Source organism: Arcobacter sp. CECT 8985 (assembly GCF_004116495.1).
GTDB lineage: Bacteria > Campylobacterota > Campylobacteria > Campylobacterales > Arcobacteraceae > Malaciobacter.
Window position 1 is genome coordinate 18401 of record NZ_PDKC01000004.1, and the last position, 17205, is coordinate 35605.

The 17205-nt window shown below is 26.1% G+C and carries 17 protein-coding genes; 8 read left to right on the forward strand and 9 right to left on the reverse strand.

The window, feature by feature from the left end; translation table 11 throughout:
* Positions 1-50: 50 nt before the first annotated feature.
* Positions 51-623 carry a recombination mediator RecR gene (gene recR / locus CRU93_RS03115; protein ID WP_129102820.1) on the forward strand — a complete coding sequence of 191 codons (573 nt, stop codon included), beginning with the start codon at positions 51-53 and terminating at the stop codon, positions 621-623.
* On the opposite strand, the gene CRU93_RS03120 is transcribed toward recR, so the two are convergent.
* Positions 620-1036, reverse strand: coding sequence for a PAS domain-containing protein (locus CRU93_RS03120; RefSeq protein WP_129102728.1), 417 nt, complete (start codon positions 1034-1036; stop codon positions 620-622). The genes recR and CRU93_RS03120 overlap by 4 nt on opposite strands.
* Positions 1037-1049: 13 nt before the next feature.
* Positions 1050-2447 carry a methyl-accepting chemotaxis protein gene (locus CRU93_RS03125; protein WP_129102729.1) on the reverse strand — a complete coding sequence of 466 codons (1398 nt, stop codon included), beginning with the start codon at positions 2445-2447 and terminating at the stop codon, positions 1050-1052.
* A 245-nt stretch (positions 2448-2692) separates the two neighbouring features.
* Between CRU93_RS03125 and CRU93_RS03130 the strand changes: the two genes are divergently transcribed.
* The 3 genes from CRU93_RS03130 to CRU93_RS03140 are packed head-to-tail and all read left to right on the forward strand — an operon-like array spanning position 2693 to position 5323.
* Positions 2693-2866, forward strand: a complete 174-nt coding sequence (locus CRU93_RS03130; RefSeq protein WP_129102730.1) for a uracil-DNA glycosylase — start codon at positions 2693-2695, stop codon at positions 2864-2866.
* A gap of 37 nt (positions 2867-2903) precedes the next feature.
* Positions 2904-4400 carry a PAS domain-containing sensor histidine kinase gene (locus CRU93_RS03135; RefSeq protein ID WP_129102731.1) on the forward strand — a complete coding sequence of 499 codons (1497 nt, stop codon included), beginning with the start codon at positions 2904-2906 and terminating at the stop codon, positions 4398-4400.
* 2 nt (positions 4401-4402) lie between these two features.
* Positions 4403-5323 carry a dUTP diphosphatase gene (locus tag CRU93_RS03140; RefSeq protein ID WP_129102732.1) on the forward strand — a complete coding sequence of 307 codons (921 nt, stop codon included), beginning with the start codon at positions 4403-4405 and terminating at the stop codon, positions 5321-5323.
* Between the two features lie 16 nt (positions 5324-5339).
* Here CRU93_RS03140 and CRU93_RS03145 read toward each other — a convergent pair whose 3' ends face one another.
* Complete coding sequence (locus CRU93_RS03145; RefSeq protein ID WP_129102733.1) at positions 5340-6386, reverse strand: sensor histidine kinase; 1047 nt, start codon at positions 6384-6386, stop codon at positions 5340-5342.
* 72 nt (positions 6387-6458) lie between these two features.
* Between CRU93_RS03145 and CRU93_RS03150 the strand changes: the two genes are divergently transcribed.
* Entirely contained in the window at positions 6459-7211 is a 753-nt protein-coding gene (locus tag CRU93_RS03150) for a response regulator transcription factor (RefSeq protein ID WP_129102734.1), read from the forward strand.
* A gap of 52 nt (positions 7212-7263) precedes the next feature.
* Entirely contained in the window at positions 7264-7821 is a 558-nt protein-coding gene (locus CRU93_RS03155) for a response regulator transcription factor (protein WP_129102735.1), read from the forward strand.
* A 12-nt stretch (positions 7822-7833) separates the two neighbouring features.
* On the opposite strand, the gene CRU93_RS03160 is transcribed toward CRU93_RS03155, so the two are convergent.
* The 6 genes from CRU93_RS03160 to CRU93_RS03185 form a co-directional block, all read right to left on the reverse strand.
* The gene (locus tag CRU93_RS03160; protein ID WP_129102736.1) at positions 7834-8334 is read right to left on the reverse strand and encodes a gamma carbonic anhydrase family protein; all 501 of its coding nucleotides are present in this window, start codon (positions 8332-8334) and stop codon (positions 7834-7836) included.
* Positions 8335-8392: 58 nt separating this feature from the next.
* Positions 8393-10978, reverse strand: coding sequence for a M14 family zinc carboxypeptidase (locus CRU93_RS03165; RefSeq protein ID WP_129102737.1), 2586 nt, complete (start codon positions 10976-10978; stop codon positions 8393-8395).
* Complete coding sequence (locus CRU93_RS03170; RefSeq protein WP_129102738.1) at positions 10979-12478, reverse strand: helix-hairpin-helix domain-containing protein; 1500 nt, start codon at positions 12476-12478, stop codon at positions 10979-10981.
* A complete protein-coding gene (locus CRU93_RS03175) occupies positions 12441-13391 on the reverse strand; it encodes a RimK family alpha-L-glutamate ligase (protein WP_129102739.1) in 951 nt (316 codons plus the stop codon). Before CRU93_RS03175 ends, CRU93_RS03170 begins: the two co-directional genes overlap by 38 nt.
* A complete protein-coding gene (locus CRU93_RS03180) occupies positions 13384-14490 on the reverse strand; it encodes a M20 family metallopeptidase (RefSeq protein ID WP_129102740.1) in 1107 nt (368 codons plus the stop codon). The genes CRU93_RS03175 and CRU93_RS03180 overlap by 8 nt, the downstream gene beginning before the upstream one ends.
* Positions 14491-14656: 166 nt before the next feature.
* Positions 14657-15892 carry an argininosuccinate synthase gene (locus tag CRU93_RS03185; RefSeq protein ID WP_129102741.1) on the reverse strand — a complete coding sequence of 412 codons (1236 nt, stop codon included), beginning with the start codon at positions 15890-15892 and terminating at the stop codon, positions 14657-14659.
* Positions 15893-15959: 67 nt separating this feature from the next.
* Between CRU93_RS03185 and CRU93_RS03190 the strand changes: the two genes are divergently transcribed.
* Together CRU93_RS03190 and trpD are read left to right on the forward strand one after the other, a co-directional pair.
* The gene (locus CRU93_RS03190; protein WP_129102742.1) at positions 15960-16217 is read left to right on the forward strand and encodes an RNA-binding S4 domain-containing protein; all 258 of its coding nucleotides are present in this window, start codon (positions 15960-15962) and stop codon (positions 16215-16217) included.
* Position 16218: 1 nt separating this feature from the next.
* The gene (gene trpD, locus CRU93_RS03195) at positions 16219-17205 is read left to right on the forward strand and encodes an anthranilate phosphoribosyltransferase (protein ID WP_129102743.1); all 987 of its coding nucleotides are present in this window, start codon (positions 16219-16221) and stop codon (positions 17203-17205) included.

Genomic DNA, 17205 nt, shown 5'->3' on the forward strand with positions numbered 1-17205 from the left:
TTTTGGCGATTTTATCTAAATTATGATAAATGTTTGATATAATAATTTCTATGAAAAAAGGATTAGAAAAATTTTATGAATTAGTTGAGGCTTTTGAGTCTTTACCAACAGTGGGTAAAAAGTCTGCATTAAGACTTGCTTATCATATTGTAATGAACGATAATTATTGTGGTGTAAAATTAGCACATAGTATAGAAAGTGCAATTAAAAATATAAAAAAATGTACTAAATGTGGCTCTATGAGTGAACATGAAATTTGTGAATTTTGTTTAGATGAAACAAGAAACCAAAAGATGCTTTGTATAGTTCAAAGTGCAAAAGATATATTTGTTATTGAGGAATCAAAGCAGTTTGACGGATTATATTTTGTTATTGAAGAATTAGATGAGCATAATATGAATAAATTAATTGATTTAGTAAATGAAAATAGGGTGACAGATATTTTATTTGCTATAACTCCATCAATTTCAAATGATGCTTTTATACTTTTTATAGAAGATAAGCTTAAACAGTTTGATATAAACTTTATGAAAATAGCACAAGGAGTGCCAACAGGTGTTAGCTTAGAAAATGTAGATTTGATATCCCTTTCTAAAGCAATAGAAAGTAAGGTTATTATTTAACTAGCCTTACTTATATTCTCTTCTTCTATCCATTGCTTATAAATTACTTCAATATCTTTTATTTCTTGCTGTGAAGCTCTTCTTCTACAAGATAAATATCCATCTTCATTTTTAGAGTTTTGAAATGGATATATTGTTGCATAAACCCAATAATATCCACCAGATTTTGTGGCATTTTTTACATAGCCAGTCCAAATTTTATTTTGTTTAATTGTATTCCATAAATCTTTAAAAGCTTTTTTTGGCATATCTTTATGTCTTACAATATTATGAGGTTTACCAATTAATTCATCAAGAGTATATTCTGCAATTTCACAAAAATCATCATTTGCAAATGTAATATTACCTTTTTTATCTGTTTCACTAACTAAAAATGCATATTCATTTAATACTGTTTCTTGTCCATTAGCCATAATTATTTCCTTATTAGAATTTTTTATTTTTGGCATCTTCAACTAGGTTTTGAGCCATATTTGAGATATTTTGTGCAATATTTGTTACTTGAGAAGTTTGATTTGCATTTTCTTGTGTAACTTTATCAAGCATTGTTATTGTGTCATTGATTTGTTCAATCCCTGTCATTTGCTCTCTTGATGCACCACTAACATTATCAATAATTGATATTGTTTCTTCAATTCTATTATTTAACTCTTCATACCCTGTAATCATCTCTTTTGAAATAACTTTACCTTCATTTGCTTTTGAAGTTGCATGTTCAACTAAATTTTTAATCTCTTTTGCAGCTTCGGCACTTCTATTTGCAAGGTTTCTTACTTCTTGAGCAACAACAGCAAAACCTTTACCAGTTTCACCTGCAGTTGCTGCTTCAACTGCTGCATTTAATGATAATATATTTGTTTGAAATGCAATTTGATCAATTACTGTAATTGCTTCATTGATAGAGTTGACTTGATCATTTATATTTTCCATTGAACTTGCAGTTTTTGTAGCTAGTTCTCTACCATTTGTCACTGAATTTCTAACATATGTGCTAAGTTCTGCCATCTCTTGAGCATTTGATGCATTACTTCTTGTTATTGATGTAATCTCCTCAACAGCAGCAGCTGTTTGTTCTAAACTAGCAGCTTGTTCATTTGCCTTTGTAGATAAACTATTCATTGCATTTTTCATTGTGATAGAGTCACTTTGCAATAATTGTCCATTTTTTAAATTTAATTTCGCATTATCAATTAAATTATTTCCAAGTATATTAATACCTTCCATTACACTTAACATTCTATCTTTTAATGTATCTGGAATATCTATATTTTTAGTAAAATCATTTTCAGAATATTTTTTAAGAGTTGATTCTAGATTCTTCATATGTTCTTCTGTAGTATCTAACATGTTATTAATTGTTTTTTTTAGAGTCATAATCATAGGATTTTGTGTATCTGAATTAACTCTACAATCATAAATACCTTGTTCAACTTTATTTAACACTAAAACAACTTCGCCCAATACTCTCATATCATTTTTTCTCATTTTATCAAATGAATCGCAATAATCATTCAGATTTTTTAAAATATCACCAATTTCATCTTTTTTTATATACTCAGCTTTTTTAATTTTATTTGATTTCATAAAAGCATATTCCATGAAATCATCTAAAAAAACCCTTATTCTATTTATTCCACCTGTAATTCTATTCATTGCTGAATAATTTGTATATGCAATAATAATTGCAAAAAGAATATTAACTATAATAATTGAGCTAATATTTGGTGTAGTAATTATTGATGTAATACTAATAACAGCAAAGGCAATTTGTGCCAAAATCATGTTGATTAGTATTTTATATTTAGTATGAATGTTTTTAAACATTTAAACCCTTATTCTGTATTTATATTAAGTAAATTCAATAGTAAAATATTTACTATGCAGAATTTATTCCCTAAGTCATAAAATAATAAAATTATTATTTTTGACACTGTGTTTATGACTTTGCTTCCATAAAAAATAAAACAAATTCAAAGATTATAAAAGTGTAATATTTATTAATTAGTAATTTTATTTAAAGAATTCTTAATATAAAATGAATGTTAATAAATTTTTGCTATAATTACAAAATGAATGAAAAAATCGTATGTCAAAAGTGTCAGTATTATTATGTAACATGGGAACCAAATAATCCACATGGATGTAAGGCTTATGGGTTTAAATCAAAAATGATACCTTCAATTGTTGTAAAAAGTTCAAGCGGTAAAGCCTGTACATTCTATAATCCAAAACAAAGAGAATAAATAGTAAAATTATTATAATTATTTACATAGGTTTTCAATGAATTTACAAAATTACATTAATCTTTTTGAAAAGAATAAAAATTTAATAATTAATGATTGGCTAAAAAACAATAAACTTAAAGAGATTTTAGATTTAAAAAATATTAATGAAAATCTATTTACTCAAAATTACGCTAATTATATTTTTAATTATTTTTTAATTATTATAACAAAAAAAGAAGAATCTAATAATTGTCCTTCAATTGATAACTTAATTAAATATTTTAATATGTGTGGTTTTAATTCTGAAGAACTTTTTTATGTATGTTCAGCTTTTAAAAGGGCTATTATTAAATTTACATATGATAGCAAAATAAATAGTTTTGAACTTACTGATGAACTTTCAAATTTCTTTGATTTAAATTTTTCTATTGTTTTATCAAAATATACAAAAAAAATAAAAAATGTAGAATATAAATTAAAAAAATCTTTATCTATTGTGAATAAATATATTATATTATCAAAAACTGATAAATATGGCGTAATTACTGAAGTTTCACAAGCTTTTTGTGATATCTCTGGATATTCTCAGAATGAATTAGTAGGTAAAAAGCATAATATTGTTAAACATCCAGACACAAATATATTTATTTTTAAAGAGCTTTGGCAGACAATTTTATCAGGAAAAGTATGGAAAGGCGAATTAAAAAATAGAAAAAAAGATGGTACAGCTTATTGGGTTTATGCAACTATTGAACCTATTTTTGATAAACTAGGTAAAATACAAGGTTTTTATGCTATAAGACAAGATATTACATCTAAAAAAGAGTTTGAAGAACAACAAAATATATTAATTCAACAATCAAAATCTGCAGCCATGGGAGAGATGATTTCTATGATTGCTCATCAATGGAGACAGCCTTTACAAGCTATTTCTATTTTAATACAAAAACTTCCATTGATGAAAATGATTGAAGGTGATATACCTGATGAAATAATAAATCAAGTTGTAACGGATGCAGGAATTCAACTTGATTATATGTCAAAAACTATTGATGATTTTAGAGACTTTTTTAAACCAAATAGAAAAAAACAAGAGGTTAAAGTTTCTGAATTAATAAATAAAACAATAGATTTTTTAGCGTATATGTTAAAGATTGATACTATTAAATTAACTAAAGTTATAGAAGTTGATTCTACTTTAATAGTACATAAAAATGAAGTTGTGCAAGTTTTAATAAATATAATCAAAAATGCACGTGATGTAATGGTTGATAATGATATAAAAAATAGAACAATTGATATTAGATGTTTTAATCAAAATAATCATGTAATTATTGAAATAGAAGATAATGCAGGTGGAATACCTGAAAATATAATATCAAAAATATTTGAACCATATTTTTCAACAAAAGAGAATAAAAATGGAACGGGTCTTGGTTTATATATGAGTAAAACTATAATAGAACAACATAGTTTAGGAAGAATTTCAGCTTTTAACTCAGATAAAGGTGCCGTTTTTAAAATTGAATTACCACTAAATACAGGAGAATAAATTTGTTATACAAAGATTTAAAAATAGTTACAAAATCATTGGGATTTTTAACAATTGAAGATTTTGCCAAGTATATTGGCGTAACACCAAAAGATGTTTTACAATGGGAACAAAAAGAAGAAGTTCCATATACTATATCATTGATTATACATCTTTTAAAAGGTGAAAAACCTTTACCAAATAATAGCACTTTAGATAATTTAGTTGAAGAGTGTTTACCTCTTGCAACATTGCTAGAAGAAGCTTCATCTTTCCCTCATAAATTAGAAGAGATGTTTTTATTACAAAAAGAGTTAAATGACTCTACAAATGGTAAAAATTGGGAATTGGGAATTAATAAATTTGATAAAGAGATTAATTGGTTAAGATGTATTCATATGGAAGTAGCAGAACTTATTGATTCTGCACCTTGGAAACATTGGAAAAATATAAATGCTGAACCTGATATGAATAATGTACATGTTGAATTAGTAGATATTTGGCATTTTCTAATGTCTTATATTCTTCAAGAAACAAATGTGCCTAAAGCTGTTTCTTTAGTAAATACACATTGTATTTATGAGGCAAATGAGGAAGTAGATGTTAAATCAATGATAAAAGAATCTGAAAAATTATCATATATTGCATTAGCTATTCAAACAAATAATATGCCTTCATTTAGTGGAATTGAAAGATTTATTGACCAATTCTTTAGATGTTGTAAAATTTCTGGACTATCGTTTATGTGGTTACAAAAGCTTTATATAGGTAAAAATTGTTTAAATAAATTTAGACAAGATAATGGATATAAAGAAGGAACTTATTTAAAAGAGTGGGATGGTAAAGAAGATAATGTAGTTATGATTAATATTTTAAAACAAACAGAAAATGTAAGTTTTAAAGAGTTATATCAAAAATTAGATGATGCTTACAAAAGTCTTTAAAATATAGAGTTTATCTCTATATTTTAATATCAATATAAAAACAAGCCCCATTATTTTGATTTTTAACATTAATTGAACCATTAAAATGCTTTTCTAATATAACTTTACACATATGAAGTCCTAGTCCAGTACCATTTTTTTCATGTTTAGTTGAGAAATATGGTTCAAATACTTTATGTATAATTTCTTTGTTTATTCCTCCTGCATTATCACAAATAATAATTCTTATATAATCTTTTGTTGTTTTAAATTTAATAGATATATGTCCATTTTTTATATCATTCTCTTCAATTGCATCAATAGTATTATTTAATAAATTTATAATTATTTGAATAAGTTCATTTTTAAAAGTAAAAATTTTGTCTAATTTTTGGTTATCTAATTCTATTGTAATTTTTTTTGATTTTAAAGTTGGTTCAATCATATCTACTGCAATTTTTATAATATCTTTTATATCTAAATACTCTTTTTGTTTATCTTCTTTAAAAAAGTTTCTAAAATCATCAATTGTTTTGGACATATATTGAAGATAGTTATTTATATTATCAAAGTCATCATCTAATATCTTTAACTCTTTACTATTAGATTTTAAACTCTTAATCTTTAATTTTGCAATAATAGAGCTAATTGCAGATAATGGTTGTCTCCATTGATGTGCAATCATTGAAATCATTTCTCCCATGGCTGCTAGTCTAGACTGCTTGTAAAGAAGTGAGTCTTTTTCTCTAAACTCTCTTAGATCAAGTATTGTTACAATCTTATAATCTTGTCCATAAAGATTAATATCTTGTATTTTTAAAATGGCAGGAATTAAATCTCCATTTGTTGCTACTAAAGTTACTTCTTGAAATAAATGTTTATTAAATTCAAGAAATTTTTCTGTAGTAGATGGAATTAGTACTCCTGTTGCAAGATTTCCTATTAATTCATCTTTTGTTTTATATTCTAATATTTGTAATAAAGAATTATTAACATTAACAATAAAACCATTTTTTACTAGCAATGCACCTTCAATTAAAGCATCTAGTATTCTTTCAGTATCATTATATTCATATGAATTCATTTTTTTATCTTACTAATTAATTTATTATATTGTATAATTTTTTATCTTACTAATAATTGATTTGGAGGAAGAATGGTAGATTATGTTCTGTTAGAAGAGTATTGTAAAGATATTTCAATTTTATTTGTTGAAGATGATAATAGTATAAGAAAAGAGATGAAAGAGCTTCTAAAAGAGTTATTTCACACTGTTGAAATATCAAATAATGGAGAAGATGGGTGGAATAAATATCAAGAATTTTATAATACCAATAATAAAAATTTTGATATCGTTTTGACAGATGTAAAGATGCCAAAAATTGATGGTTTAGAATTAATAAAAATGATATATAAACAAAATCCTTCTCAAATAATTATTGTATTGTCAGGAGAAAGTGAAACTTATCATCTAATAGAATTTGTAAATTTAGGAATAAATCATTTTTTAGAAAAACCATTAAATTACGACAATTTTATAAATGAAACATTTAAATTATGTGAAAAAATTTATAAAAATAAAAATCAAAATAAAATAGAAAATTTTAACCATATTAAGTTAAATGATAATCTCATATGGGATATACAAACAAAACAATTATTAAAAAATAATAAAGATGTAAAATTGACTAAAAAAGAGAATCTTTTAATTGAACTTCTTTTAAAGGTCCCTGAAAAAACAACTTCAATTGAGCAAATAGTTTCTATTTTATGGGAAGATAATATTGATAAAAATGTAGATATAAAAAATCTAAAAAATATAGTTTCAAGATTAAGAAAAAAATTACCAGAATTAAGTATAGAAAATATTTATGGCTTAGGTTATAAAATCAATATAGTAAAGAATTAACACTTTTATAATACCATTTTTTTATATAATTGCCTTTGTGAGGAGAAGTTATATGAATAGTAAAATAAATTTAGAATTAATGGAAGATTTAACAGTTTTATACGTTGAAGATGAAAAAGATATTAGAGATAATTTAGAAAAATGTTTTCTTTCTATTTTTAAAAAGTGTATTGTTGCAAAAGATGGGAAAGATGGTGTTCAAACTTATATGAAACATCAAAAAGAGATTGATATAATTATTACAGATTTAAATATGCCTTATATAGATGGTATTGAAATGATAAAACAAATAAAAGCAATAAATCCAAAAATTTCTTTTATAATTACAACTGCATATAGTGATAAACAATATTTAATAGATTCAATTAATTATGGAGTAAATCACTATATTTTAAAACCTTTCAAAATAGAATCTTTATTAAAAGAAGTAGAAAAATCATACCTATCAACACATTTTGTAAAAAAATTAAAACAGCAAAGTGAACAAATTGAGAGTTTATCTAAAGTTTTTAATAGTACTAAAGATGACTTAATGAAAGAAAATGATAAAGAGTTAAATAGTAAATTGGTTTTAATTGATGAAATTATACAGTTATTAGATAGAAGATAAAACTCCTATCTATTAACAAAAATCATTTTTATATTCAACATAATGTTGGGCATGATTAATTAATTTATCTACATCTTCTTTTGAAAGTTGTTTTACAACTTTTGCAGGACTTCCCATAATTAAACTATTTGCAGGGAATTCTTTACCTTGTGTTACAAGTGAATTGGCTCCAACAATTGAACCTTCACCTATTACTGCATTATCTAAAATAGTTGCACTCATCCCAATTAAACAATTGTTTTTTATTGTACACCCATGTAACATTACTTTATGTCCTATTGTTACATTGTCTCCTATAATTGTTTGAGTATTTGTATCTGTATGAATCATTGATAAGTCTTGAATATTACTTTTTTTACCAATTTTAATTTTATTTATATCTGCTCTTAATACACAACCAAACCAAACTGAAGAGTCTTCTGCTATTTCAATATTTCCAATTAAATCAGCACTTGGTGCAACCCAAGCACTATCATGTATTTTTGGGTAAAATTCTTTAAATTTTAAAATCATAACTCATCCTTTTTTTAAAGTAAAATATTATATCTTCTAAAATAAAAAAATTCAAATACTATTTTGCTTTATACTCCAAAATAATTGGTTTTGAGTAATTAGGCACATCATCATATGTAAATATTGCAAAATATTTATCTTTATCTTTTGCTCCAAAATCATCATATGTATAGTTATCTTTGCCTGCATATATTTTTTGACCATCATGTGAACTAAGTGGTTTTCTATATGGGTTTTTGATAACTTTTACACCAACTAAATCTTCTTCTTTAGGATTTTCCCATGATATTTTGATTTTTCCATTTTCTATTTCATATTTTGCATTTGAAATTTGAGCTAAAGGAAATCTTCTTTTTGGGATATGTTCAATAATCAGCTTGGGAGCTAATTTATCATTTGATATTTCCCAAGATATTTTTTTATTTTTTATTGATTTTATAGAAGAGGTTGGTGTTAAAACAAATAAAATATTTGCTTTATCTTTTAGTCTTTCATTCAATTCTCTTTTTGCAAATGAATCAAATACAAAATATTGAGTTTGATTGTTTTTTAAATCATTTGCACTAACATCATATCCTATATTTTGAATGATTTTTCTTTTTAAAATGCTACTGTAGTTTTTCTTTGTCGTATTATCAATAAATTCTAGGTGGAACCTTATATCATCTTTTATATAGTTATTTGTTGAATTAAGTTCAATATATGCATTTGTAATAACTGTATACTCATATGAAGGTAAAGATGATAGATTGAATTCCAATGCACAATAAATTTTATTGCCATTTTGATCAAATCCAGAATTTATTTCATTTTCAAATATTTTTTGTTTTGCTATTGTAAAAATAGATTTTGCATATAGTTTATTTATTGTTGGCTCAATTGTATATGTAAGTTCTAGTCTTGGACGATAATTTAATCCAAAACCAAATTTTCCATAACCTATGTCCCATTGCATCATTTGAGATTTTCTTCCTACTTTTAGTTCAGTTGGTCCCTCAACTCTAAAAATCACTTTTTCATTTTCGATTTGTGATGTAAGAGCTAAGGATTCAATTCCTGATAATTCCCATTTTCTCCATATCCCTTGTGTAAGTTGATCACTTTTTGTTGGTCTTCCTATATAACTAATAACTTTTGCATTTTCAACTTCATCAAAATCTGTAATATCTTCAATGGAGTCTTGATCAATTATAGCAATATTCCATTCACCAAATTTTTCAATTGTTGTGGATACTCTGTTTATTGGATATAAATTTAATGAAGCTGATTTAATTACAGCATTTGCAGGAATTGTTTTTAAATCAATTGTAATGATTGAGTAAGAAACGCCTTTGTTCTCATCTACTCCAACAAATAAAGAATTTACACCAAAATGCTTATCATTATTATTTACATTTTCAGCTACATATCCTGTTTGAGATGCATTTGCATAATAAGTTCTTGAGTATTCATCATATTCAACATCTGTTCTTATCTTTATTTGAGGAGAGAAGGGTGATTTTAATTTTTTTCTTTTATTGACAGCTCTTATATTAAAATAATAGTTTGTATTTGATTGAAGATTTGTATCACTAAATTCCAAAGCTTGTGTTCTTGCAATAAGATTTGATTCTTTACAATACATTTTATCTCTTTTATTTCGATATATTTCAAAGAAAATGTCTTTTGTTACTTTTGCATTCCAACTTAAATTTACATGATTTGATCCAATCTCTTTTACTTCAAAATTTTCTACTCTTTTTAATGGATTATCCTTATCATAATTTGGAACTTCTTTAAGAGCTTCAATTAGTGCAGGAATATGTTCTCTTAAGTGCTCATTCATATCATCCAAATAATCACTTATATTTCTTGTTCCTACCTCAACAACAGTTGCTAATATATCTTTTGAATAATAAAATTCTCTTCCACTTCCTCCAATTAATTTTGCAGGTGGCTTACCTTGGTGTATTCCATACTCTCTACTTGATATTTTTTTTATTTTATCTGCCATATTTGCACATAATACATTTAAATCTGTTGTTTCAAGTGTATCTTCGTGCCTAAAATCATGTGCGGGGAAAAATACATTTCCTTGACTATGATAGTCAAGAGCAATAGTAATATTTTCATGACTTTCAACGAAGTCTTTTAAAGCTTTTGTTTCTGGTTCACTAAAAGGTTCTGGACCTCCATATATATTTGATGTTGTCAAATTTGATTTAATAAACCCTACACTAAAGTTTCTATTTAAATCCACACCATATGTTCCATCTGCATTAACTCTTCTATTTTTTCTCCAAAATGAAAAATGTGTTTGTGAATATGTAAAACCATCTGGATTTGCGCATGGAACCATATAAATGGTAGCACTTTTTAAATATGCTTCTAAAGTAGGATCTATATCAATATTATTTAAAATATATTCAGCAAATACAATTGATAACTCATGTCCAATCCATTCTCTTGCATGAATTGTCCCAGTAAAGAATAAAGCAGGCTTTTTGTGGGCAGTCTCAATATCTGCTGAAATTGTAATAATATTTATATCTCTTTTTTCCCAAGTCTTCCCAATCGATGATAACTCAAAATTTTTAGGAAATTTTTTTTGAAATTCTTTAAAAATTTGAGTTGATTCATCATAAGTTCTATAAAGCCTTTTCATCTATTCTCCTATTTTAAATCTGGATTTTAATTGCGATAATTTTCTTTTTCCAATACCTTCAATATTTTCAAGTTCATCTAATGTTTCAAATTTCCCAATCTCTTTTTTATATTCTAAAATAATTTTAGCAAGTTTTTTCCCTATACCTTTTATTTTTAATAACATTTCGCTATTTATATTATTAATATCAACTCTCATATCGCAAAGGTTATTATCCCAACATTTTAACATTTGTTCATCAATTGCTTCTAATTCAAGTAAATCTGTAGAATCAGTAATAATATTTTCTTGTATAAACTCATGTATTTCAATAGCTAATTCTTCTTGCATAGATTGAAGAGTCATTATATCAGTTAATGAAGCATTATTTAGATTTAATTTTTTTAATTGTTTTTCCTCTGCTTTTTTATTTTTATCAAAATATTTAGATAATTCAAGTCTTGTTTCTACTATATTATTTGGAAAATCTTTATAAAAACTTTCACAAACTTTTTCCATATCAAAATTTTCAGTATCATTTTTTATAAACTCACCATCTGAACTTGGTTTATATTTTGAAAAACCAATATGTCTCATAGTTCTTAATAACTTAGAATCAATTTTGCCTAACTCTTCCCATGAATATATTGGAACATGTGGGATTTTGAATTTTCCTTTTGTAAAATCCCACATTAGGTATTGTCCAATCCAATCTCTTATATAAGGAAATGCAGCAAATGCAGTCGCACACTCAAGTATAAATGCTTTGCCTGTTTTTTCACATATAGCAATATCACAAGCCCAATATTCTGCTTTTGCAGCTTTACTTGCTTTAACTGCTAATTCAAGTGCATTCATTGGAACATTGTTATAAGACATATGTCCACCTTGAGAAGTATTTGTAATCCATTGATTTTTACCTGAATATCTCCAAAATGCACAAACTGGTTTATGTCCTATTAACATAACTCTTATGTCTCCATTATCTTTTAAATTAATTGCATCTTGTGTATAAATAGGATTATATTTCTTTTTATTAATTAACTTTTCTGCTTCATTATAATTATTTACTTTATGTACATAATATCCTCCATAATTTGAAGGGCCATAGCTTCTTTTTATTATTTGTGGATATGAAGCTTTGTGTTTTAAATATTTTAATCCTTTTTCTTTTTCATAAAAGATCTTTGTTTTTGGAATACTTAAATTATGTTTTTTACAAAACATTGTTACATTTTCTTTTGATTTATTAGAAAATTGACTTTGTATAGATGGAACAAATCTAACATTTGGTAACTCTTTTGATATCTCAACAAAAGTATCATATGCTGTTGCAGGAATATTACCTATTAGAACATCAATTTTTTTCTTTTTAATCTCTTTTATAAATCTTTCTTTGTCATTTTTCCAATGATATACAACTTTTTCTATTTTATCTGGCCAACCTTTGAAATTTGAATTATCAAAAAATCTCAAAACGTAATCAAGATACAAGAAACCTAACTTTGGTAGCTTTTTCATAATATTCCTTTTTATTATATGTTTTTTTATCAATTAAATCTACAATCAAATCAATTTTCTTATCATTGTAGTTAATACCTAATTTTTCTTGTTCAGGAGTTGCAAAAGCTGGTATTCCATTTACTTCTAATACAACATATTGTTTTTTCTTTTCATCATAAATGATATCAACACCTGCAATTTCTAGTCCTGTGATTTTTGCTGCTTTTAATGCAAGATCTATTACTTCTTGATTCTCTTCTCTTAAAAATACACTTCCTCCACTTGTAATATTTGTTCTCCATTCACTTTTCTTAGCTCTTCTTCCATATGAACCAACATATTGTCCATTTACAATATCTACTCTATAATCAGTATTATTGTTTTTTATAAATTCCTCAACATAATAATATCTTGTGTTTATTTGATTTAAAAATGGTAGTAACATATCAAGAGTAGCTTCATTCTCTATTTTTGTTAAACCAACACCACCCCAGCCATCTGTTGGTTTATAAACCATTTTTGACCATTTTTTTAAAATACTTCTTAAATATTCAATATCATCTCTATGGCATAATTTATAATCAGCTGTAGGAATGCCATGATTTCTTAAAAGAAATGAAGTTTGAAATTTATCTTCTGTTAATTCAAATGAATTAAAATTATTAATCATAGGCATTACTTTATTAAGAGCTTTATATAAATACATCTGATATTGAGTTTGTTCTCCAGCATTATAAGAGAAAAACAAATCTAACTTTTCAAGTTCTATATTGTTATAAATTATATGTCCATTTTTTGAAATTGCTTTTTTTAGATTTATATCAGCTATTACATCAATATCTCTTTGTTTTAATTTATTGATGATTTTTTCTTGAATCCTATTACCCCCACCATTTTGGTAGAGCCACATCCCAATAGTTCTTTTACACATCATTCTTCCTTATTTTTTGGAAATATAATAAAGTTTTTGTAACAAAATCAATTCTTTGTTCAAAACTAGACTTCAACGCTTTTTCATGTTTTGTATGATCATATTGTCCATAAGGACCTAAGCCATCAATTGTAATTACATTACAAGACGAAAAAATATTTGCATCACTCACTCCCCCACGATGTTCAGTTTTTATTTTTGTTTTAGTAATATTTTCAAGTTTTTTTATAAAGTCAAGTTGTTTTTGATTTTCTTGCATTACATCTCTTTGAATAGAACCCTCAAGTTTTGATTTTGTTCCTTTTACATATGAAGTATTTGTAATTTCATTTAAAGCATGTAAGAGTCTATTCTTTTCTTTATTTGTAGAAAATCTAATTTCAAGAAGTAAGTGTGAACTAGCAGAGATAGTATTTGCTCCAATTCCTCCTTCAAATTTTCCAACATTAACTGTTGTGCCTTTTTTTATATTTGTTAAAGCTATTAGTTTTTGCATTTTATAAGAAGCTTCAAGATTTGCATCAATACCTTTTGTATATGAAGTTCCTGCATGGGAAGCTTTACCCTTACAAGTTATATTAAAAGTTCCCACGCCTTTTCTTGCTGTTACAACTTCTAAGTTTTTCCCCGCAGCTTCAAATACTAAACATATATCATAATTATTAGCAATTTTTTTACTGATTTTTTTTGAGTCATCACTGCCTGATTCTTCATCACTTACAAGTAAAAAATCAATATTATAAATCTCTTTATTTTTTTTATAAACATTTCTCAATGATTGTAGTGCAACAATATTCCCACCTTTCATATCACACACACCAGGACCATAAATGTACTTTTCATCTTCAGTAAAGTTTTCAAATGTATTAGGAGGGAAAACTGTATCATTATGTCCAAGAAGAAGAATTTTTTTGCCTTTAGTCTTCTTTGAAAGATATAGATTATGATTTCCAATATCATTTCTTTTAAAGACTTGATGAGTAAAACCAAGTTTTAAAAGCCATTCTGTCATATATTTTGAGACATTATCAACTCCAGCTTTATTTTTTGTGTATGAGTTAATTCTAATTATTTTTTCTAAATCTTTAAGATATGTCATAATCTAGTCCTTTTATATATTATATATTAGGAAAGTGACAATTCGAATACAATTAGAAAAAAATATAAAAAATTATTATATAGTTGTAAAAATGAAACACTAGACAAAAAAATAGGACAAGTTAACTCTAACTTGTCCTATATAAATTATTTATTAAAAGTAAAAATTATTTTCTTTTTTGTCCTGCAATAATAAATCTTAATGCATTAAGTTTAATGAATCCTTCGGCATCTTTTTGATTGTAAACTTCATCTTCTTCAAATGTTGAGTGAGCTTCAGAGAATAATGATTTTTCAGATTCTCTACCAACTACAATCACATTTCCTTTATAAAGTTTTAATTTAACTATACCTTCTACTTCTTTTTGTGTTTCATCAATAGCAGCTTGAAGCATCTCTCTTTCAGGAGAGAACCAATAACCACTATAGATTAGTTTTGCATATTTAGGCATTAATTCATCTTTTAAGTGAGCAGCTTCTCTATCAAGAGTAATTGATTCTATTGCTCTATGAGCTTTAAGCATAATTGTTCCACCTGGAGTTTCATAACAACCTCTTGCTTTCATTCCTACATATCTATTTTCTACAATATCAATTCTTCCAATACCATGTTTATTCCCATAATCATTTAAAGTTTTTAATATTGTTGCAGGAGACATTTCTTCTTCATTAATAGCAACTGGATCACCATTTTTATATCTAATTGTAATATATTCAGCTTCATCAGGAGCTTCTTCTGGTGAGTTAGTCCATAACCACATTGATTCATCTGGTTCTGTACTTGGATCTTCTAAAGCTAAACCTTCATAAGAAATATGTAAAAGATTTGCATCCATTGAGTATGGACTTACTGCAGGATTTCCATTTTCATCTAAATGTTTTTTTGCAATTTCAATTCCATTTTCTTTTGCATAAGCTAATAGTTTTTCTCTTGAATTTAAATCCCATTCTCTCCATGGAGCAATTACTGTAATATCAGGATTTAAACCTAAGTATCCTAATTCAAATCTAACTTGGTCATTCCCTTTTCCAGTTGCTCCGTGTGCAACTGCATCTGCACCCATTTTTTTTGCAATTTCAATTTGTTTTTTTGAAATTAGAGGTCTTGCAATTGATGTTCCTAATAAATATTCACCTTCATATATTGCATTTGCTCTAAACATTGGGAATACATAATCTTTTACAAACTCTTCTTTAATATCTAAAATAAAAATATTTTCAGGTTTAATTCCCATTGCTAACGCTTTTTTTCTAGCTGGCTCTACTTCTTCTCCTTGTCCTAAATCAGCTGTAAAAGTAATAACTTCTGCATTGTATTCATCTTGTAGCCATTTTAGAATAATTGAAGTATCTAATCCTCCACTATATGCTAAAACAACTTTTTTTACTTCTTTTTGGCTCATGACATCTCCATAATATTATAAAATTCTTTTGGATGTATTTTATCTAAAATTAGCTATAATCATCATTATGAGATGTGATAAATTTTTAAATGCAGTAAATATAACAAAAAGAAGAGCAGTTGCAGAAGATATGCTTGCACACCAAGTAGTCTTTGTCAATAATTTACCAGTTAAAAAATCCAAAGAGATTAAAATTGGAGATATAATAGAAATAAGATATCTAGAAAGAAGTGAAAAGTTTAAGGTTTTACAAATACCAACAACAAAATCTACTCCAAAATCAAAAATGGCAGAGTATGTAGAAAAACTTGAAGGTGGAAAATAGTATGTTTAGCTTAGCAAAATTAAAATTTGATGATATGTTTGAAAATAGGCTATCAAAAGAGGAAACAAGAGACTATTTAATTGAACTTTATGAAAGAGGTGAAACATCTGCTGAGATTGCAGCAGCTGCTAGTGCCATGAGAGAGCATATGGTTCCTCTACCTATAAATTATGAATTGAAATCAAAGGCTATTGATGTAGTTGGAACAGGTGGAGATAAAAGTTATAGTTTTAATATATCTAGTACAGTTTCATTTGTATTAGCTGCTTGTGGTTCTTATGTTGCAAAACATGGAAATAGAAGTATTACAAGTAAAAGTGGAAGTGCTGATATGTTGGAAACTTTAGGCATTAATCTTGGTTTAGATTCACAAAGTTTAGTTACAATGCTTGAAAAAACTGGATTTTGTTTCATGTTTGCAGGTAATCATCATCCAGCAATGAAATATATTATGCCAATTAGAAAATCTATTGATCATAGAACAATATTTAATATTTTAGGTCCACTATCAAATCCTGCATCAGTTTCAAAACAGATGATAGGGGTGTTTTCAAAAGAGTATGTTGGAAAATTAACGGATGCTTTAAATCTTCTTGATACAAAAAGAGCTATGGTTGTAAGTTCAAATGATGGAATGGATGAAATTTCTATTTCTGATGTGACTTTTGCAAATAGTTTAATAAATGGCAAAATAGAAGAGTTTGTAATAGATCCACAAGAGTATGGTCTTAAATTAGCATCAAAAGATTCTATTGTTGGGGGAGATGCAATAGAAAATGCCAAAATTACTAAAGCAATATTAGAAGGTGAGATAAAAGATTCTAAGTTAGATATTATTTTACTAAATACAGCTGCGGCATTAGTTGTAGATGATAAAGCAAGAGATATAAAAGAGGGTATTGAAATTGCAAAAGATGCAATACTTAGTGGAAAAACAAAAGAAAAATTAAAAGAGATTATAGAAATCTCAAATAAATTAAAAAAGTAG